Source organism: Pseudomonas sp. 1L-E-NC-VB-C3 (assembly GCF_057291535.1).
On sequence record NZ_JBXAWD010000009.1, the window covers coordinates 34,552 to 54,319 of the forward strand.

The window sequence follows — 19,768 nt, forward strand, 5'->3', positions numbered from 1 at the left end:
TAAGGTCTTGAAACCAACAGAGATCGGCTCCCTTTCCCCCTCTCCCATTGGGAGAGGGCTGGGGTGAGGGGCTGGTTATCTCCAGCACCACATAATCCCAAGTAAAAAAAATGCCGCTCAACGAGCGGCATTTTCATTTGCACAAGAAACAACTATTTACGCAGGTCAAACCGATCCAGATTCATCACCTTCGTCCATGCCTTGACGAAATCATTGACGAACTGCGCCTTCGCGTCGGCGCTGGCATACACCTCGGCCAATGCGCGCAATTGCGCATTCGAGCCGAACACCAGATCCACCCGAGTCGCCGTCCATTTCGCCGCCCCGGTCTTGCGATCACGACCCTCGAACTCGTCGGCATCCCGCGAGGTCGGCGTCCACTCCACGCCCATGTCCAGCAGGTGGGTGAAGAAGTCATTGCTCAGCGCTTCGGTTTTATCGGTGAAGACGCCATGTCGCGTCTGGCCGACGTTGGTGTTCAATACCCGCAAGCCACCCAGCAGCACGGTCATTTCCGGTGCCGTGAGGGTAAGCAATTGCGCCTTGTCGATCAGCAGGGTTTCTGCCGCAACCGTGTATTTGCCTTTGCTGTAATTGCGGAAACCGTCGGCGATCGGTTCGAGGAAGCCGAACGATTCGACATCGGTCTGCTCCTGCGTAGCATCGACGCGGCCCGGTGAAAACGGCACCGACACCGAATGCCCGGCGTTCTGCGCGGCTTTTTCCACTCCGGCATTACCGGCCAGGACGATCAGGTCCGCCAGCGAGATTTTCTTGCCACCGGCGGCGCCGTTGTTGAACTCGCTCTGAATGCTTTCCAGCGTGCTCAGCACTTTGTCCAGTTGTTCGGGCTGGTTGGCCTGCCAGAACTTCTGCGGGGCCAGACGCAAGCGTCCGCCGTTGGCGCCACCGCGCTTGTCCGAACCGCGGAAGGTCGATGCTGCAGCCCACGCGGTCGAGACCAGTTGCGACACCGACAGTCCTGAATTCAGCACCTTGTTTTTCAGCGCCGCAGCGTCGCTGTCATCAATCAGCGGGTGCGTCACGTCGGGCAGCGGGTCTTGCCAGAGCAATTCCTCTTGTGGCATTTCCGGGCCGAGGTAGCGAGAGAGCGGCCCCATGTCCCGATGGATCAGCTTGTACCAAGCGCGGGCAAATGCGTCGGCGAGCTGATCGGGATTGGCCAGGAAACGCCGGGAAATCTGCTCGTATGCAGGATCGAAGCGCAACGCCAGGTCGGAGGTGAGCATGGTCGGCGAGAGCTTCTTGTTCGGATCGTGAGCGTGGGGAACGGTGCCTGCACCCGCGCCGTTTTTCGGTTGCCACTGATTGGCGCCCGCCGGGCTTTTGGTCAGCTCCCACTCGAAGCCGAACAGGTTTTCCAGATAGTTGTTGCTCCACTGCGTTGGCGTGGTGGTCCAGGTCACTTCCAGACCACTGGTGATGGTGTCGGCGCCTTTACCGGTGCCGAAGGCGTTTTTCCAGCCCAGACCCTGTTGCTCCAGACCGGCCGCTTCCGGTTCGGGGCCGACATTGTCAGCCGGGCCGGCGCCATGGGTCTTGCCGAACGCGTGGCCGCCGGCGATCAGCGCCACGGTTTCTTCGTCGTTCATGGCCATGCGGCCGAAGGTTTCGCGAATGTCCTTGGCCGAGGCCACCGGATCCGGGTTGCCTTCCGGGCCTTCAGGGTTGACGTAGATCAGGCCCATCTGCACGGCGGCGAGGGGATTTTCCAGATTGCGTTCGCCCTGATCGGTGCGGCTTTCTTCACGGCCATGCAAATCGGGCTCAGCCACCAGCGTGCCGTCACCGGGCTCTTGCACTGGGCCATTACTCTTGCCGTAACGGTTGTCGCCGCCCAGCCACTCGGTTTCCGAACCCCAGTACACGTCTTCATCCGGTTCCCAGACATCGGCGCGGCCCCCGGAAAAACCGAAGGTCTTGAAGCCCATGGATTCAAGGGCGACGTTGCCGGTGAGCACGATCAGGTCGGCCCAGGAAATGTTGCGGCCGTATTTCTGCTTGATCGGCCACAGCAGACGGCGGGCCTTGTCGAGGCTGACGTTGTCCGGCCAGCTGTTGAGCGGGGCGAAGCGTTGCTGACCGGAGCCGGCGCCGCCACGGCCGTCGGCGGTGCGATAGGTCCCGGCGCTGTGCCAGGCCATGCGCACGAACAGTGGGCCGTAATGGCCGAAATCGGCTGGCCACCAGTCCTGGGAATCAGTCATCAGTGCTTTGATGTCTTGTTTCAGCGCCTGGAAGTCGAGGCTTTTGAAGGCTTTGGCGTAGTCGAAGTCCTGGCCCAGCGGATCGGACTTGGGGGAATGCTGGCTGAGGATTTTTAGATTGAGTTGATTCGGCCACCAGTCACGGTTCGTCGTACCTCCACCGGCGGCGTGGTTGAACGGGCATTTCGATTCGTTTGCCATGTTCGGATCCCTATCAGGTCTGCGGCCGGCTCGTGCCGACTTCGGACTGGTAAGGCTAGACCCGAGTTGGCAAGTCGGCTAATAGCCGCAGTCTTGGCAGGCGATAGGCAGGCTCTTTTGCTACCTCGATATCGTGATGCAAAAGCGGCGTTATTTCGAAGCGATCTTAAAAACTGTCAGCTTTGACAGTGGTTGATACCACGCAATCACAATATGTTGGAGTCAACGCAACGTCACCTTCACCTCAAGGGAATATCGACATGTCTCAGGACGAAACAAGTGACCTTCTGAACAAACGAAATGCTACCGGTAGCTTTGTCGCGTTTCTCGATGACGTTAAATTTTTGGAGAGCAAGTTATGTGTTTATGCAGAGACCGAGACGGAATTTATCATCATCGGAACTGACGATTTTATACACACGGTCGAGTTGTCTGTGCCGAATGCGTTGGAGGGAGATGGTCCTCACACAGTGACTTTTCCAACCATGGGACGGTATTGGAAGGTTGTGATCAATCATTTTGACCAACCTATTATTGAGGGTGAACTCATCGTCACCTTTGCCAATTTTCGCAAAAACGTAGCAGGCACTTTTGCTCTGGATCTGGGAAAAGCCAGGAAAGTGACAGGCAATTTCGATCTTACACTCGTTACCCCGAAGCAAAGTGACAGGCGAGTGCAGCCTTTATAAATAAAGACGTCAACTCGATTGCGCGGTGTCGTCCTCGGGCACGTCATCAAGAATGTCATCCTGCCCAGGCAGTTCAGTGATCACGCTGAAGTCCGATACTTCAACCGCGCCATTGCCGTAGCCCAGCAAATGAAACGAGAAGGCTTTGCGCGGCTGCGGGTTTTCAAAGCTGAAATCCATCTCCAGCGGCTGATCCGCCGTGGCGACCATTTCTGCTGGCAGGCCCAGTTGCACGTCTTGTTCAAATTCCTTGGCCTTGAGCTGAATGTACGCCGCCTGCTGCGGATCGACCGAGCGCACGGTCAGGCGCACGCGGGTGTGCGAGCCTTTGGGCATTTCCAGGTATTGCGCGCCGATCAGGTTGTCGGCCCAGTCATCCTTTATCTGCGCTTGCAGAGGGATGATGTTGTTGCTGCCGAACTGGTAGCGATGATTGAGCGGTGTGCGCAGCAAGGACAGGTCCAGCGCATCGGCGCGCGCGGCGATTTGCCGGGCCGGGTGGCCGCTGTAGGTGCCTTTGTATGTGGCACTTTCGGCGATGAAGCCGGTGCTTTGGTAATAGCGGCAGCGGCGCGGCAGATCGCACTCGGAGAAGATGCCCTGACCGTTGTGGTAGCGCAGTTTGCCGTTGGTGAACGACATGATTTCTCGCCCCGAATCGTAGTCGCGAAACAGCGACCGCCCGCTCAGCGCAGTCGGCACCGGCAGGTCGAAATAGTCGAGGATCGAGGTGCTCAGATCGACGTGGCCGTAGACCCCGGCATTCAGACGCGGCAGTTGCGCCTGCTCCGGTGCCAGCGTCAGGTTGAAACCCCACGAGGAGGCCAGCCGCACGCCGTCGATGCCATGGGATTCATCCGAGGTGATCACCACCAGTGTGTCCTTGAGAACGCCTTGGCGCTCCAGCCCTGAAAGAAACTGATCCAGCGCATCGTCGAGATAACCGACGGCAGCCTGCTTGGGCGTCTCATAACGCTGCAGATAATCCTCCGGTGCGGAGTAGGGCTGATGGGTGCCGACCGTCAGCAGAGTCAACATCCACGGCTGCTTTTGCTTTTTCAACTGGCCGACGTAATCCAGCGCACCTTCGAAAAATGCCCTGTCATCCTTGCCCCACGGGAACTCCAGATAGTTGCTGTTGCTGAACCATTCCAGGCCGTGGGTCGCATCGAAACCGATGTGCGGCATGATCTTGTCTTTGGCCATGAAGCGCAGGCCGGCGCCCTGCAAATAATGAGTGCTGAAGCCGTGTTCGCGCAGCTGCGCCGGCAGGCAGGCCTGATTGCGTTCGTTGAGGGTGAGCATTTCCACGCCTTTGGGCGTGCCGTTGTTGAGCTTATCGTAGTCACCGCACAGCATGGCGTACAAACCGCGAATGGTCTGATGGGTGTGCAGCACGTAATCCGGTGTGTTCATGCCGCGCTCGGCCCAGCGGCTGAGGTTGGGCATCAGGTCTTCCTGGTAATGACTGCCGATCGCCTCGCGGTTGGCGCGGATGTAGGCGCCGGGAATGCCTTCCAGGGCAATGATCAACACATTGCGCGCCTGACCCGGCGCGGCGAGCAGCTTCTGGCCAATGAGATCGACATCGGTGAGCCCGGCCATCGCCGGTGTCGGTTCTTCGACGTCGCCGTCCAGCCATTCCTCGGCCTGGATCTGCAGGTCGGCCACTTCGCTGGCGAGCAATTGATGCGGCAGGTTGTACAGGCGCCAGGCGTCGCCGTCATTCGGCCACAGGTTTTGCGCGCCCCAGTGCGCGGCGAACAAAACGATCGGCGCGGCCCAGGCAGCGCGCGGCAATGCCGGCCGAGCCAGACCGCGCCCCACAAATTGGGCCAGCAGCCAGAAAACCAACGCACCCAGCAAAGCAATGGCCAGGGCAGGGTGCGCAAGTCCGCCGCCAGTGGAGTTCTCGACGAACTGCGGGTCGATCAGGTAGTGAATATCCGAAGGCGTCGGCAGGCGGCCGACGGCGCTGACCAATTCTGCCGTGGCGATCGCCAGCAGCGCCCAAAACACCAGCACCGGCAAGGCCAGCCACCACGTACGGCGATGCAGCGATACCACCAGCAGACTACCCACGGCCAGATCCGACAAAAAGCCCAGCGGTGTCGACCAGCCCAACGCTGCACGCAGGCACACCGGCACGATCATTACCAAAACGATTAGAGAAAGAAGGCGGGCATTCGGCCGCCGCAGCCAGTTGAAAAGAGCGCTCACAAAAAAGGCCTGCTTGTCATCAAAGGGTCAAAAAAAAGTGTGGGTGATGATACCAAGGGCAGGAAGGCTGATCGGCTTTTAAAAACCTGCGGCCGGCGATCCCCGAAACGGCGCGTGCCCATAGCGGGCGTGGGTTGTGGGGCGCAGTGCCATTTTTCCCGAGGGCAGTTTTTTGTTTCAGACTGTTGTAGGTTCATCCACTGCTCCTGAATTCCAGCAGCAGACGTCAAATCGCTCAGTGCTATCGATATGCGATAAGGGTATTTAATTTCTATTTTTTATAGCTATAAAGTCAGGCCTTTCAGCCCACCCCCATGCTGCGAGGTTGTCATGGCCACACCGTTCAAACGTTCTGCGCTGACTCTGTTGGCCGCTACTCTGGCAGCGGGTGCGCTGTTCAGTAGCGGCGCCCAAGCCGAGGGCAAGATCAGCATCGCCCAGCAATTCGGCATCGGTTACCTGATTCTCGATGTCGTACGCGATCAACAGCTGATCGAGAAACACGGTAAGGCTCAGGGTCTGGACATCAAGGTCGACTGGAACAGCATTTCCGGCGCCACGGCGATGAACGAGGCGCTGCTGACCGGAGCGCTGGATGTGGTCTCGGCCGGCGTGCCGCCGATGCTTACTGTGTGGGACCGCACCAAGGGCAAACAGAACGTCAAAGCCATCGCCGCGCTGGGCTCGATGCCTAATTACCTGCTGACCAACAATCCGAATATCAAAACCCTCAAGGACTTCAGCGACAAGGACCGTATCGCCGTGCCGGCCGCAGGCGTGGGTTTTCAGTCGCGCACCCTGCAAATTGAAACCGCGAAAGAATTCGGTGATGACCAGTTCAAGAAATTCGATAACATTTCAGTCAGCCTGCCGCACCCGGACGCCACCGCCGCGCTGATTGCCGGCGGCTCGGAAATCAACTCGCATTTCTCCAGCCCACCGTTCCAGTATCAGGCTCTGCAAAACCCCAACGTGCACAAAGTGCTGAGTTCCTACGACATCCTCGGCGGCCCGGCGACGTTCAACGTGCTCTACACCACAGAAAAATTTCACGACGAAAACCCGAAAACGTACAAGGCGTTCTACGACGCACTGGCTGAAGCCGAGAAAATCATCAAGGCCGACAAACCCGCCGCTGCCCAGGCCTACATCCGCGTAGAACAATCGAAACTGCCGCTGGCCCTGGTCGAGCAAATCGTCAAAGACCCGGAAATCGACTTCACCGTCGTGCCGCAACGCACGTTTATCTATGCCGAAAAATTGCAGGAACTGGGCGTGTTGAAGAACAAAGCGGCGAGCTGGAAGGATTACTTCTTTGAAGAAGCGCATGGTGGTGCGGGGAGTTGAGGGATTGGGCATCACCCGGAACTACTGTAGGAGTGAGCTTGCTCGCGAAAGCGGAGTTTCAGCCACAGATGAGTTGACTGGCCTGACGCCTTCGCGAGCAAGCTCGCTCCCACAGGTTTAGCCGCGTAAACCCTCTTCCGGGCAAAAAAACGGGGCGGCCCGATCATCGATCAGGCCGCCCCGTTTATGTGTCGGGCGAACAGTCTTTCCGTCAGCGATCAATGCATCTTGCTGTGATCGTGGCCGCCCATGTTGGTCAGCGCGCGGACCGGTGCCTTGACTTCAATGGTTTCTTTCTCGCCCTTGACGTTTTCCACGGTCAGGGTCAGCGGCACGCTGTCGCCTTCCTTCAACTGACCGGTCAGGCCCATCAGCATGACGTGGTAGCCGTTCGGGTCGAAGCTCACGGCTTTGCCGGCAGGCAGCTCAACGGACTTCACCGGGCCCATGGTCATCACATCGTTCTTCATGCTCATTTCATGAATCTGAACGTCCTTGGCCACTGGCGAGGCAACGCTGAGCAGCTTGCTGTCGCTGTCGGCAGTCACGGTCATGAACGCGCCGCTGGCGGACTGGGTCGGCACGGTGGCACGGACCCAGGCATCGTCGACTTTGGTCTGCGCCGACACCTGGAAGGCCAGGCCGAGCAGGGACAGTGCACATACGGTGCGTTTGAGGTGATTCAGAACGGGATGCATCAGCAGACCTCCATAACAGTAAGCAAATCTTCCGTGCACTCTTGGGCTGTCAGCGAAGTGGACAGGCCCAGGCGCAACTCACCACGCGAGTCGTAGACGTAGCTGGTGGACGTGTGGGAGATGGTGTAGGTGTCGCCGGCCGGGACTTTCTCGTAGAACACGTCGAATTCCTTGGCGGTGGCCTTGGTTTCCTCAAGTGTGCCGTACAGCGCGACGAAGCTCGGATCGAAGGCTTTGACGTAGGCGTCGAGGATCTGCGGCGTGTCGCGCTCGGGGTCAAGGGTGATGAACACCACTTGCAGGCGGTCGCCGTCGCGGCCCATGAGTTTCTTGATCTGCGCGGCGCGGGCCAGGGTGGTGGGGCAAACGGCCGGGCACTGGGTGAAGCCGAAGAAGATCATCGGCATCATCCCGCGAAAGCTCGACAGCGACATGGTTTCGCCTTCGGGGTTCTTCAGCTTGAAGGTGCGTCCGAGGATCTTGTCGCTCAGATCCTTGCCGTACTTGTACGACAGTTGGCCACGGGTGTCGCAACCGGCGAGCAGGCCGAGCCCGAGCACGCCCATTCCCGCAAGTACCTTGCGGCGAGTCAACAAAGCCGTCATCTAATACCGCCTTTTGCAGCCCGCCAGTCGGCAGGACTGGCGAGGGGTTAACCGTAAAAGCGCCGCATGATAGCAAACTGAGGCTGATCGCCGGCTGCCGATCGCCGCGCGGTGCCGGATCGGACGATAAAAGGTGTAAGAAGAAATGACGAATAAGCCATGCGTTCGCCGCGACCAAACTCGATTTAAATAGTATGACGATTGGAGGCGGGCGCAGAAACACGTACTCTTGCCGCTGCGCTGCAAAGACCAAAACAACAACAGGAGTCTGTAATGCAACCGATTCGTCTCGGCCTGGTGGGCTACGGCAAGATCGCCCAGGATCAACACGTTCCCGCCATCCTCGCCAACCCGGCGTTCCAGTTGGTGGCGGTCGCTACCCAGGGCAAACCTTGCGCCGGGGTGGAGAACTTCCAGTCGCTGGGCGAACTGCTCGAAAACGGCCCGACTGTCGACGCAATTGCGTTCTGCACGCCGCCACAGTGGCGCTTCGCACTGGTGCAACAGGCGTTGGCGGCCGGCAAGCACGTGCTGGTGGAAAAACCGCCCTGTGCGACATTGGGCGAGGCTATGGCCCTGGTCGATCAAGTCGCCGATCAAGGCGTCAGCGCTTTGTTCGCCTGGCATTCACGCTACGCACCGGGCATCGCCGCCGCCCGCGACTTGCTTGCCAGCCGCACCCTGCAAAGCGTGCAGATCGACTGGAAGGAAGACGTACGCAAGTGGCATCCGGGTCAGGCATGGATCTGGCAACCGGGCGGCCTCGGCGTCTTCGACCCGGGCATCAACGCCTTGTCGATCATCACCCACCTGCTGACGCTGCCGCTGTTCGTCGAAGCCGCCGAACTGCGCGTGCCGAGCAACTGCCAGTCGCCGATTGCTGCCTCGATCAAAATGTCCGATGCGCGTCGGCTCGACGTGCGTGCCGAGTTCGATTTCGACCATGGCCACGATGAACTGTGGAGCATCGAAATTCGCTGCGTCGAAGGCGTCCTGCGTCTGGACAATGGCGGCGCGGTGCTAAGCATCGACGGCGTGAAGCAAAGCGTGTCGGAGGAGGGCGAGTACGCAGCGGTCTACCGCCACTTCCAGCAATTGATCAGCGACAAGGCCAGCGACCTGGATCTGCAACCGTTGCGCCTGGTGGCGGACAGTTTCTTTGTCGGTAGTCGGGCGTTGGTTGAGCCGTTTTACGATTGAAGTGGATTGTCCGGTTTGAGTGGACGGTGAAACACTTTTCAGCCGATTTATCCCTTTGCTGTGCGTCAGTAATCTGTACCCAACTTGAACGCAACAACAAAACTTCAAACTTGAAAAGGGACGCACACCATGACCACTCCAACCTACAACCGCCTGAACAAAGACGACGCTATCGTGCTGCTGGTAGATCACCAGACCGGTCTGATCTCGCTGGTGCAGGACTTCTCGCCGAACGAGTTCAAGAACAACGTGCTGGCGCTGGCGGATCTGGCCAAGTTCTTCGACCTGCCAACCATCCTCACCACCAGCTTCGAACAAGGCCCGAACGGCCCGCTGGTACCGGAGCTGAAAGAGATGTTCCCGGACGCGCCGTACATCGCTCGCCCAGGTCAGATCAACGCTTGGGACAACGAAGATTTCGTCAAGGCGATCAAAGCCACCGGGCGCAAGCAGATCATCATCGCCGGTGTCGTGACGGATGTGTGTGTAGCGTTCCCGACCCTGTCGGCGCTGGCGGAAGGTTTTGATGTGTTCGTAGTGACTGATGCGTCCGGCACCTTCAACACGACCGTGCAGCAAGCCGCGTGGAGCCGCATGACTCAGGCTGGCGCGCAGATGATGAACTGGTTCTCTGTAGCCTGCGAACTGCACCGGGACTGGCGCAACGATATTGAAGGCCTGGGCAATCTGCTGTCGCAGCGTATTCCCAACTACCGCAACCTGATGAACAGCTACTCGGCGCTGACGCAGCAGAAGTAAGCCTCCTACACAACGCAAAAGCCTGCTTTAAACAGCAGGTTTTTTGCGTTCAGGGCCGGCCGGCGAGTCACCGTTCGTCCATTGCCGGGCACTTGTCACGCGCCGGCATTTCACACGTTCAGGTGTCTATCGCTGAATCACATCGGAGACCGACATGGACATTGATGAAAACGCACCGGGCAACCAGTCGCAACAAGCCGTGACGCGCACCACCGACAACGAGACCGGGCACGATCCCAAGCGGGAAAATCCCGAGGTGCCTTTGCCGCCGGACGATGAGGCACCGGTCGAGGAAGATATGTCAGATGTGGATGCGGCCAACTCGGTGTCAACCGAACATCCGCCGTCACGCTGATCGAGCGATTTAATCGATGCCTCCCACTCTGGAATTAGAGTGAGAGGCTCTCCCGCGCACCCTTATGCAGTTCAGTCACCGACATCGTGAAAACCAGTATCGACCGGCCAGGGTTGGAATATCCGTGCGCTAAATTCCCGGTGGGAGCGAGCCTGCTCGCGAAGACGGCGGCACATCCAGCATCTTTGCCGACTGACCCGCGCTTTCGCGAGCAGGCTCGCTCCCACAATGTTCCGTGTTGTCCATTGATTTGGTTGCGCCACAAAACCCTGTGGGAGCGGGCTTGCCCGCGAAGACGGCGGCACATCCAGCATCTTCGCCGACTGACCCAGCGCTTTCGCGAGCAGGCTAGCTCCCACAATGTTCCGTGTTGACCAATTATTTGGTGGTGCCACAAATCCCCGGTGGGAGCGAGCCTGCTCGCGAAGGCGGCGGCACATTCAGCATTTTCATTGACTGGTCTACCGCTATCGCGAGCAGGCTCACTCCTACAGTTGATTGTGATTCATCTGGTCTCAGTAAGGGCTCGCGGTCGGGCGCACGATCAGTTCGCTGACGTCGACATCCGCCGGTTGTTCGACGGCATACGCAATCGCGCGGGCGATGGCTTCGGCGGGGATGGCGATCTTGCGGAATGACTTCATCTCTTCGCGGCCGCCTTCATCGGAAATGCTCTCGGCCAGTTCCGATTCGGTCACGCCCGGTGCGATGACGGTGACGCGGATATCGCCACCGACTTCCTGGCGCAAGCCTTCGGAAATGGCCCGCACTGCGTATTTGGTTGCGCAGTACACCGCTGCGGTGGGGCTGACCGCGTAGGCGCCGATCGAGGCGATGTTGATGATCTGCCCGGCGCGCTGGCGCTGCATCAACGGCAGACTGGCGGCGATGCCGTGGAGCACGCCACGGATGTTGACGTCGATCATGCGGTTCCACTCATCGACCTTCAGCGCGTCCAGCCGTGACAACGGCATGACCCCGGCGTTGTTGACCAGCACATCGACGCGGCCGTAATGCTCGACGGCGAAATCAACGAAGCGCTGCACATCCTGCTGATCGGTGACGTCCAGTGCGCGGAACTGCGCGTGGCCGCCGGCGCTATTGATCCCTTCGGCAATCACTGCCAGACGCTCGGTGCGCCGAGCCCCCAACACCACTTTGGCGCCACGTTCGGCGAGCAGGCGTGCGGTGGCTTCGCCGATGCCGCTGCTGGCGCCGGTAATCACGATCACTTTTTCTTGAATGTTCAGCATGATGTCGTCCTCTTCTGTGTGCCCGTGAGTGGGCCTGGAAGAAGATTAAGTGCGGCGGCTCATGGGCTATTAATCGATTCCTCCTCGGGATTTGCCCAATTCTGCTGCATCGCTTTTCGACAGGTTTTCAGGCCCCGCGTGGCGCGTCCCGGTAGGCACTCGGAGTGACCCCGACTTCACGGCGGAACACCTGGGAAAAGTGGCTGGGGCTGGAGTAGCCCACCTCCAGGCCAATGTCGATCACGCTGCGTGCGGTCTCCAGCAACAGATGACGCGCGCGGCTGATGCGCAGGCGTATGAAGTATTGCGAGGGCGATAAACCGGTGGCGCGTTTGAAGGTGCGGCTGAAGTGGTAGTCGCTCAGCTCAGCGACTGCGGCCAGATCACCGAGGCTGAAATCTTCCGCCAGATTCGCATTCATGGCTTCGATCACCCGGCGCAGTTTGTAGGCGGGCAGGGCGTTGTCGCGGCGCGGGTTGCTGTCGGGGTCGAGGTAATGACGCAGCAGATGGATCGCCAACGCCTGAGCCAGGCTGTGCACCAGCAGTGCACTGGGTTGGCGCTGTCCGGTCAGTTCGATGCGCAGTTGCTCAAGAATGAAGCTGACCTGCTCGTCACGCGCACCCGACACATCGACAAACGTCACTGCACCGGCCTGTTCGCCGAACGCTTCGCGCGCCGCGTGTTCGATCAAGCCCAGACCTAGGTAAAGGTGCATCACTTCGAAGACCTCGCAACCTTCTGTCTGCCAGCGCATTTCATAAGGTTCGCGGGTGTTGGTCAGGAAGAAATCGCCCGCCGTGACCTGGCTCGCCTGCCATTCTCCACCCAACGAACGTTCTTCGACCCGGGCAGTGCCGGCCAGTACCAGCACCAGCAGCGGTTCGGCCACGCACGGCACGCGGATCGGCTCAAGCAGGGTTTGATGGCGGAACAGCTGCACCACCGCATCCTTGATCTGCGGCCGCGGCGTGGTCGTTTCCGCAACACCGGGCAGATGCTCCGGCATGGCTTCGGCGGCGATGCGCGCGGGCTGGCTGATTGTCGGTGTAGCAGGGCTGGCAGAGGGCACAGGACGCTCCATGAAAAGCTTCGGCTGCGGAATGATTTTGAAGGTTAGGGCGGGCGAACGAGAAACTCCAGCGCAAAACTCCGACAGTCCCGGCAATCGCCCGAAAGCCCGGCGGCGGACAGTGCGCGACAGTGAAGCCGTGTTCACGACCGCGCCATCAGGCGCAACACCGATTCGCTATCGAGGAGTTAAAACCATGACTGATTTCAACCACACCCTGCCCCAAGAAGTCGCCGGTAAAGTTGCACTGGTCACTGGCGCGGCCAGTGGCATCGGCAAGGCGATTGCGCTGATGCTGCACGCTCGCGGCGCCAAGGTGATTGCCGAAGACCTCAACCCGGCTGTCGAAGCACTGGCTCGTCCCGATCTGGTGCCGCTGGTGGCGGACATCACCGAGGACGGCGCCGCCGAACGCGCAGTAGGCCTTGCCGTCGAGCAGTTCGGGCGCCTGGATATTCTGGTCAACAACGCCGGGATCATCATCAACAAAGCCGTGATCGACATGAGCCGCGACGATTGGGAAAAAATCCAGGCAGTCAATGCCACGGCAGCCTTCCTGCACTGCCGCGAAGCGGTGAAAGCGATGATCCCGAACAAGTCCGGTGCAATCGTCAATATCGCCTCCTATGCCTCGTACTTTGCCTTCCCGACCATCGCCGCCTACACCGCTTCCAAAGGTGCGCTGGCACAACTGACCCGCACGCTGGCCCTGGAAGTCATCGAGCACGGCATTCGCGTCAACGCGATCGGCGTCGGCGATGTGGTGACCAATATCCTTAATGATGTGGTCGAGGACGGCCCGGGCTTCCTCGCGCAACACGGCGAAGCGGCGCCGATCGGTCGGGCGGCGCAGCCGGAAGAGATCGCCGAGATCGTGACCTTTCTGGCCTCCGACCGCGCCAGTTTCATGGTCGGCTCGGTAGTCATGGCCGATGGCGGCATGACGGTAACGGCAGGCTGATAGCAGTGCGGTAAACCATGGGCACGTAAGAAGATGTGCCCATGGTTTACCCCGATCTGACCGACGCAGAATCAGGCAAATCTGCAGCATCTTTGATCTAGTCGCCGCTGGGTAAAACTGGCTAATCTTCCTCCGCAGTTGACCCACCTTCGTCTGCTTTCGAGGCCCTTTGCATGGATAACCACGACGCTTCCATCCTCCACGACACGGCGGTGTATCGCGCCGAGCTGGTGCGCCTGCTGACTCAGCGCTTTGATGCGCCGGGCACCTACGAAACCGCGATTGCGCCACTGCACGTGATCCGTCTCGATGGGCCGTCCGAGCTGATCCATGTCGTGCACCGCCCGGCGCTGTGCCTGATCGTGCAGGGGCGCAAGGAAGTCGGGCTGGGCGACGAACGTTTCCTCTACGACCCGTTGAATTACCTGGTGGTGTCGGTGACGTTGCCGGTGTCGGGAAGGGTGATCGAAGCCTCACCCGAGGCGCCGTATTTTTGCGTACGGCTGGATTTCGATCCGGCGCAACTGACGCAACTGATTGCCGAGTCGCCGCTGACCGGCATGCCACAGGACGCCGGGCGCGGCATGTTTCTCGACAAGATCGACGTGACATTGCTCGATACCATGCTGCGTCTGGTGCGCCTGCTGGATAACCCGCGCGACATCGGCATGCTCGCACCGATGGTGTTGCGTGAGCTGTATTACCGCCTGCTGCGCGGCCAGCACGGGCATCTGCTGTATGAAATCGCCGTCAGCGATTCGCAGACCCATCGGGTCACGCGGGCCATCGACTGGCTGAACAAGAATTTCACTGAACCGCTGCGCATCGACGCGCTGGCGCAGGTGGCCAATCTGAGCAATTCGGCGCTGCATCACCGCTTCAAAGCCGTCACCGCCATGAGCCCGCTGCAATATCAAAAACAGCTGCGCCTGCAAGAGGCGCGGCGGCTGATCATCAATGAAGGGCTGGACGTCTCGAGCGCCTGCTACCGCGTCGGCTACGAAAGCGCTTCGCAGTTCAGCCGCGAATACAACCGCCAGTTCGGCTGCCCGCCGTCCAAGGAACTCAGCCGCCTGCGCCAGACCGGCTGATTACCGCGGGTGTCCCGCCCATTCCTCACGAAACCCCAACAGAAAATCCACAAACGCCCGCACCCGCTGCGGCACGTAGCGGCCGTGCGGGTAGAGCAGGGTGTAGGGGCGCGAACGTCCGGCGTACGGCTGCAGCACTTCAATCAGGCGGCCATCGGCGAGTTCCTGCTCGACGATGAACCGGTAAGTCTGAAACAGCCCGGCGCCGTGCTTGGCCAGCGTCACACCACCGAGCACATCGTCGGAACAGGAATAGCCACCGTCGGAAATCACTTCCAGGTCTCGGCCGTTTTCCTGAAACAGCCAGGAAATCCGCCGCCCGCTGCTGGGCAATTCGAACTGGATGCACTCATGCGCGATGAGATCGTCCAGCGTCTGCGGCGTGCCGGCTCTATGCAGATATTCGGGGGCGGCGACCACCACCAGAGCGGCGTCTTCCAGCAGGCGCGCGATCAGGGTCGAGTCCGGTTGCGCGCGTACGCGTATCGCCAGGTCGTAGCCTTCTTCAACGAAGTCGATATTGCGATTGCCCAAGTGCACGTCGACCGTGACCTCGGGGTACAACGCGCGAAATTTCGGCAGCAGCGGCAGGATGCGGTGATGCCCGTACGTGGTCGGCAGGCTGATGCGCAGTCGACCCGACGGCGAAGTCTGTGCGCCCATGACTTCCTGCTGCGCTTCGACCAGTTGCGTCAGCGCCTGGCTGCATTGTTCGAAGAAGCTCCGTCCGGCGTCGGTGAGGCGAATGCTGCGCGTAGTACGGGCGAACAGTCGCGAACCCAGGCGTTGCTCCAGACGCAGAATCGACCGGCTCACCGCAGCGGGCGTGACCCCGGCCAGTTGCGCAGCGGCGGTGAAGCTGCCGGCTTCGGCGGCCAGGCAGAACAGTTCGATACTGCCTAACTGCAAATCTTCAAAATGGCGTTTCATTGTGGCTCGCACCGAGGATCGACGGACGTTCATCCTCTGTGTACCACAACCAACGACGCCGCCGGTATCCACCGGCGGCGTTGCAGGGTTTCGATCAATGGCCGGCGCTCTGGCCACCGTCGACATGCAGGATCTCGCCAGTGACGAAATTCGCCCCGTCGAGGTAGAGGATCGCTTGCACGATGTCGTCGATTTCCCCCATGTGGCCGACCGGGTGCAGACTGCCCAGCGCCTGATGGGTTTCCTCAGCGTGCATCGGTGTTTTGATGATGCCCGGCGACACGGCGTTGACCCGAATGCCACGCTTGGCGTACTCGATCGCCAGGGATTTGGTCGCGGCGTTGATGCCACCTTTGGTCAGCGACGCCAATACCGAAGGCACGCCGTCGATTGCATGATCGACCAGGCTGGTGGTCACGCTGACGACGTGGCCGCTGCCGTGTTTTTCCATCTCGGCGATGGCCAGTTGCGAGATGTAGAAGAAGCCGCTCATGTTGGTCGCCACGACCTGGGCATAGTCCGCCTGGCTGTAAGCGGTGAACGGCTTGGCCAGAAAGATCCCGGCATTGTTGACCAGCGTATCGACGCGACCGAAGCGGGCGACGGCGGTGCGAATCACGCGCTCGGCGGTTTGCGGATCGGCAATGTCGCCGGCAACGGTCAGGACATCCGGGTCACTCGACTCTTTGATCGAGCGCGAGGTTGCGACCACTTGATGGCCAAGGGCGCGAAAGCCTTCGACCAGACCTGCACCAATGCCTTGCGAGGCGCCGGTGATGACAACTACTTTTTTCGATGTGCTCATGATGATTTCCTCTGTCGCTGGCCCGTCAGGATGGCGGGTGGCTGTTGGAGGAGACTTTAGGAAGTTGCGTGGAGTTGATAAATGGGGGCTGAGGTACATCATTTGTACTTCGGTGTATCTAATCAGAGCGGGCCTCGAATGATTGTCCGGTTTGGGTGGACGGTGAAACGCTTTTCAGCCGATTTATCCCTTTGCTGTGCGTCAGTAATCTGTACCCAACTTGAACGCAACAACAAAACTCCAAAACTTGAAAAGGGACGCACACCATGACCACTCCAACCTACAACCGCCTGAACAAAGACGACGCTATCGTGCTGCTGGTTGACCACCAGACCGGTCTGATCTCGCTGGTGCAGGACTTCTCGCCGAACGAGTTCAAGAACAACGTGCTGGCGCTGGCGGATCTGGCCAAGTTCTTTGACCTGCCGACGATCCTCACTACCAGCTTCGAACAAGGCCCGAACGGCCCGCTGGTGCCGGAGTTGAAAGAGATGTTCCCGGACGCGCCGTACATCGCTCGTCCAGGTCAGATCAACGCTTGGGACAACGAAGATTTCGTCAAGGCAATCAAGGCCACCGGGCGCAAGCAGATCATCATTGCCGGTGTCGTGACGGATGTGTGTGTAGCGTTCCCGACCCTGTCGGCACTGGCGGAAGGTTTTGATGTGTTTGTGGTCACTGATGCGTCCGGCACTTTCAACACCACCGTGCAGCAAGCCGCATGGAGCCGCATGACTCAGGCTGGCGCGCAGATGATGAACTGGTTCTCGGTGGCCTGCGAACTGCACCGCGACTGGCGCAACGACATCGAAGGCCTGGGTAACCTGCTGTCGCAGCGCATTCCCAACTACCGCAACCTGATGAACAGCTACTCGGCGCTGACGCAGCAGAAGTAAGTTCACCACCCACGAAAAAGCCTGCTTTCAACAGCAGGCTTTTTGTTTTTCCGACGGCTGCGGCCAACTTGGTTGCTGTGTAGATTGCCACACCGCTTTCGCGAGCAGGCTCGCTCCCACAGTTGACCGTGTTCCCTCAGGAGAAATGCAATTTCCTGTGGGAGCGAGCCTGCTCGCGAAGACGGCCGCACAGTCACCCGAGCAATTCGCTGATCCACTGCATCTCTTGCTTCAGCGCAAGAATTTTGTCCTCCGGCAACGTCTGTTGCGCTCTCGTAAACTGCCCCAACGTCTTCTGCCGCTGCTTCAGCCTGCGTTGCCATTTGTGCAGAAATGCCGGGCAGCGCGCCTGCAGATGCAGCGGTCCGAAAAACAGTTCCCTGGCATCGTAAGTCACCGGATCAGAGCCGCGCTCGGCCACGATGATTTCGTAGTCGAAACGGTTCTCGTGCAGCACCTCTTCGCAAACGATGCGGTAGCCGTTATCCATCAACCACTGGCGCAGCGCTTGCTCGCCGCCGTTGGGTTGCAGGATCAAGCGTTCGTGGCCACTGAGATGGGCTTTACCACTGTCGAAAATATCGCGAATAGTTTCGCCGCCCATGCCGCACAGGGTGATGGCGCTGATGCCGTCGTCAGGCCTGATCGCCGCCAGACCATCGGCCAGACGCACGCTGATCTGGCCTTGCAGATCGTTGTCATTGACGGTGCGTTGCGCCGCGTGGAACGGCGTGCGCGCGACCTCGCCAGCCACCGCCGCTGTAATCAGGCCTCGGCGCATCAGGGCAACCGGCAAATAGGCGTGATCCGAGCCGATATCCGCCAGCCGCGCGCCGACCGGCACGTGGGCAGCGACGCGCTCCAGGCGCATGGACAATGTCTGTTGGTTCAATGGCGACCCCGTTCACCCAGCGGTGGAAAAAGGGGTGCGACTCTGGCGAGCAACGCTGACGCTGTCAATTGTGCAGGTGAAATCCCCGAACCATCGGCAGCATTGCGCTGCCGATGGGCGCTTGCGCTTAGCCGGCGAGCGTTGCGTTGTCGATGACGAAGCGGTATTTCACATCGCCCTTGAGCATGCGCTCGTAGGACTCGTTGATCTGGTCGGCGCGGATCAGTTCGATGTCGGAAACGATGCCGTGCTCGGCGCAGAAATCCAGCATTTCCTGAGTCTCGGGAATGCCGCCGATCATTGAACCGGCAATGGTGCGCCGCTTGGTGATCAGGTTGAATACGTTCGGCGACGGATGCGGCGATGCGGGCGCACCGACCAGGGTCAACGCGCCGTCGCGCTTGAGCAGGACGAGGAAGGCGTCGAGATCGTGCGGCGCTGCGACGGTATTGAGGATGAAGTCGAAACTCTTGGTGTGTGCCGCCATTTCTTCGGCATTGCGCGACACCACCACTTCGTCCGCACCCAGCGCCTTGGCCGCTTCGCGCTTGGATTCGGAGGTGGTGAAGGCGACGACATGGGCGCCCATGGCGTGGGCCAGTTTGATGCCCATGTGACCCAGGCCACCGATGCCGACCACGCCGACTTTCTTGCCGGGGCCAGCGTGCCACTGACGCAGCGGCGAGTAGGTGGTAATGCCGGCGCAGAGCAGCGGCGCGACGGCGGCCAATTGCGCCTCGGGATGACGGATGCGCAACACATAGCGCTCGTGCACGACGATGTTTTGCGAATAGCCGCCGAGGGTCCAGCCCGGAGCATCCGGGGTCGGGAAATTGTAGGTGCCGATCATGCCGTCGCAGTAATTTTCCAGGCCGGAGTCGCAGTCATCGCAGTGCTGGCAGCTGTCGACGATGCAACCGACACCGACCAGATCGCCGACTTTGTAGGCTTTGACGTGATCGCCGACCGCCGAGACGCGGCCGACGATTTCGTGGCCGGGGACGCAAGGGAATTGCGTGCCGGCCCATTCCGCGCGCACCTGGTGCAGGTCGGAATGGCAGATGCCGCAGAAAGCGATATCGATCCGCACGTCGTGCGCCGCCGGGGCACGGCGGTTGATCTGCATGGGCTCAAGAGGTTTGTCGCCAGCGTGGGCGCCGTAGGCTTGTACGAGCATGTGAGCATCCTCCATGGGGTTGTCGGACGCCCATTGTTGCGCCTGGGTTGGAGCGCGAAGTAGTGCATTTCTGTGAAATGCTTGCCTGATTCTGCTGTTGATTGCGCAACCGAAAGGCAGCCGATGGCGACGGCTGCCTTTTCAGGCTCAACGCGGATTGGGCCGGTCGTCCATCTCGGCGTTATCGGTTTCCTGACGTACACGCTCCGGATCCAGGCCGGTACTGTCATCGTCCAGCGGGATTTCGCCTTCATTGTCGGGCAGTTCGTCGATGCCGCGTTCCTTCATCGGATCGACCTCGGTACGCCCCGGACTCAGCGGGTCGGGAGTGGTTGGGAGCGGATCGTCACCTTGCTTGCCTTGATCGTTATTCATCTCACACCTCGTCA

At 60.0% G+C, this 19,768-nt stretch carries 19 protein-coding genes; 8 read left to right on the forward strand and 11 right to left on the reverse strand.

The genetic code is table 11. The annotated features are described in order from the left end of the window. Positions 1–152: 152 nt before the first annotated feature. Positions 153–2,429: a catalase/peroxidase HPI gene (katG, locus tag AC0Z5Z_RS15860; protein ID WP_485611292.1), complete on the reverse strand. Its 2,277-nt coding sequence runs from the start codon at positions 2,427–2,429 to the stop codon at positions 153–155. Between the two features lie 260 nt (positions 2,430–2,689). On the opposite strand from katG, the gene AC0Z5Z_RS15865 reads away from it, so the two are divergent. Further along, complete coding sequence (locus AC0Z5Z_RS15865) at positions 2,690–3,118, forward strand: hypothetical protein (protein WP_485611293.1); 429 nt, start codon at positions 2,690–2,692, stop codon at positions 3,116–3,118. A gap of 9 nt (positions 3,119–3,127) precedes the next feature. Here the strand turns inward: AC0Z5Z_RS15865 and AC0Z5Z_RS15870 are convergent, their stop codons facing one another. Continuing rightward, complete coding sequence (locus tag AC0Z5Z_RS15870) at positions 3,128–5,338, reverse strand: LTA synthase family protein (RefSeq protein ID WP_485611294.1); 2,211 nt, start codon at positions 5,336–5,338, stop codon at positions 3,128–3,130. Positions 5,339–5,668: 330 nt separating this feature from the next. On the opposite strand from AC0Z5Z_RS15870, the gene AC0Z5Z_RS15875 reads away from it, so the two are divergent. Continuing rightward, positions 5,669–6,685 (forward strand): ABC transporter substrate-binding protein, encoded by a 1,017-nt coding sequence (locus AC0Z5Z_RS15875; RefSeq protein WP_042609565.1) that lies wholly within the window; start codon positions 5,669–5,671, stop codon positions 6,683–6,685. A 218-nt stretch (positions 6,686–6,903) separates the two neighbouring features. On the opposite strand, the gene AC0Z5Z_RS15880 is transcribed toward AC0Z5Z_RS15875, so the two are convergent. Then, positions 6,904–7,383 (reverse strand): copper chaperone PCu(A)C, encoded by a 480-nt coding sequence (locus tag AC0Z5Z_RS15880; protein WP_095179587.1) that lies wholly within the window; start codon positions 7,381–7,383, stop codon positions 6,904–6,906. Further along, positions 7,383–7,988, reverse strand: coding sequence for an SCO family protein (locus AC0Z5Z_RS15885; protein WP_016774221.1), 606 nt, complete (start codon positions 7,986–7,988; stop codon positions 7,383–7,385). Before AC0Z5Z_RS15885 ends, AC0Z5Z_RS15880 begins: the two co-directional genes overlap by 1 nt. Positions 7,989–8,261: 273 nt before the next feature. Here AC0Z5Z_RS15885 and AC0Z5Z_RS15890 point away from each other — a divergent pair, with 273 nt between their 5' ends. The 3 genes from AC0Z5Z_RS15890 (at position 8,262) to AC0Z5Z_RS15900 (ending at position 10,302) form a co-directional block, all read left to right on the forward strand. Continuing rightward, on the forward strand, positions 8,262–9,188 hold the full coding sequence (locus tag AC0Z5Z_RS15890) for a Gfo/Idh/MocA family protein (protein WP_252877877.1): 927 nt from the start codon (positions 8,262–8,264) through the stop codon (positions 9,186–9,188). Between the two features lie 129 nt (positions 9,189–9,317). Next, positions 9,318–9,947, forward strand: coding sequence for an isochorismate family cysteine hydrolase YcaC (gene ycaC, locus AC0Z5Z_RS15895; protein WP_016774235.1), 630 nt, complete (start codon positions 9,318–9,320; stop codon positions 9,945–9,947). 154 nt (positions 9,948–10,101) lie between these two features. After that, complete coding sequence (locus AC0Z5Z_RS15900; RefSeq protein WP_016774226.1) at positions 10,102–10,302, forward strand: hypothetical protein; 201 nt, start codon at positions 10,102–10,104, stop codon at positions 10,300–10,302. A gap of 515 nt (positions 10,303–10,817) precedes the next feature. Here the strand turns inward: AC0Z5Z_RS15900 and AC0Z5Z_RS15905 are convergent. Together AC0Z5Z_RS15905 and AC0Z5Z_RS15910 are read right to left on the reverse strand one after the other, a co-directional pair. Continuing rightward, the gene (locus AC0Z5Z_RS15905) at positions 10,818–11,555 is read right to left on the reverse strand and encodes an SDR family oxidoreductase (RefSeq protein ID WP_041480608.1); all 738 of its coding nucleotides are present in this window, start codon (positions 11,553–11,555) and stop codon (positions 10,818–10,820) included. A 127-nt stretch (positions 11,556–11,682) separates the two neighbouring features. Next, on the reverse strand, positions 11,683–12,564 hold the full coding sequence (locus AC0Z5Z_RS15910) for a helix-turn-helix domain-containing protein (RefSeq protein WP_485611384.1): 882 nt from the start codon (positions 12,562–12,564) through the stop codon (positions 11,683–11,685). 259 nt (positions 12,565–12,823) lie between these two features. On the opposite strand from AC0Z5Z_RS15910, the gene AC0Z5Z_RS15915 reads away from it, so the two are divergent. Then, positions 12,824–13,588, forward strand: a complete 765-nt coding sequence (locus tag AC0Z5Z_RS15915; RefSeq protein ID WP_056784713.1) for an SDR family NAD(P)-dependent oxidoreductase — start codon at positions 12,824–12,826, stop codon at positions 13,586–13,588. 173 nt (positions 13,589–13,761) lie between these two features. Then, positions 13,762–14,679, forward strand: coding sequence for an AraC family transcriptional regulator (locus AC0Z5Z_RS15920; RefSeq protein ID WP_095179591.1), 918 nt, complete (start codon positions 13,762–13,764; stop codon positions 14,677–14,679). On the opposite strand, the gene AC0Z5Z_RS15925 is transcribed toward AC0Z5Z_RS15920, so the two are convergent. Beyond that, entirely contained in the window at positions 14,680–15,609 is a 930-nt protein-coding gene (locus AC0Z5Z_RS15925; protein WP_252877880.1) for a LysR family transcriptional regulator, read from the reverse strand. A gap of 94 nt (positions 15,610–15,703) precedes the next feature. Beyond that, the gene (locus tag AC0Z5Z_RS15930) at positions 15,704–16,414 is read right to left on the reverse strand and encodes an SDR family NAD(P)-dependent oxidoreductase (protein ID WP_485611295.1); all 711 of its coding nucleotides are present in this window, start codon (positions 16,412–16,414) and stop codon (positions 15,704–15,706) included. Between the two features lie 266 nt (positions 16,415–16,680). On the opposite strand from AC0Z5Z_RS15930, the gene ycaC (AC0Z5Z_RS15935) reads away from it, so the two are divergent. Next, complete coding sequence (gene ycaC / locus AC0Z5Z_RS15935; protein WP_016774235.1) at positions 16,681–17,310, forward strand: isochorismate family cysteine hydrolase YcaC; 630 nt, start codon at positions 16,681–16,683, stop codon at positions 17,308–17,310. A 193-nt stretch (positions 17,311–17,503) separates the two neighbouring features. On the opposite strand, the gene AC0Z5Z_RS15940 is transcribed toward ycaC (AC0Z5Z_RS15935), so the two are convergent. From AC0Z5Z_RS15940 to AC0Z5Z_RS15950, 3 genes are all read right to left on the reverse strand, one after another. Further along, complete coding sequence (locus AC0Z5Z_RS15940; RefSeq protein WP_485611296.1) at positions 17,504–18,202, reverse strand: tRNA (adenine(22)-N(1))-methyltransferase; 699 nt, start codon at positions 18,200–18,202, stop codon at positions 17,504–17,506. A 127-nt stretch (positions 18,203–18,329) separates the two neighbouring features. Then, positions 18,330–19,379, reverse strand: a complete 1,050-nt coding sequence (locus AC0Z5Z_RS15945) for an NAD(P)-dependent alcohol dehydrogenase (RefSeq protein ID WP_485611297.1) — start codon at positions 19,377–19,379, stop codon at positions 18,330–18,332. A 147-nt stretch (positions 19,380–19,526) separates the two neighbouring features. Beyond that, entirely contained in the window at positions 19,527–19,754 is a 228-nt protein-coding gene (locus tag AC0Z5Z_RS15950) for a hypothetical protein (RefSeq protein WP_076563379.1), read from the reverse strand. Between the last annotated feature and the right edge of the window lie 14 nt (positions 19,755–19,768).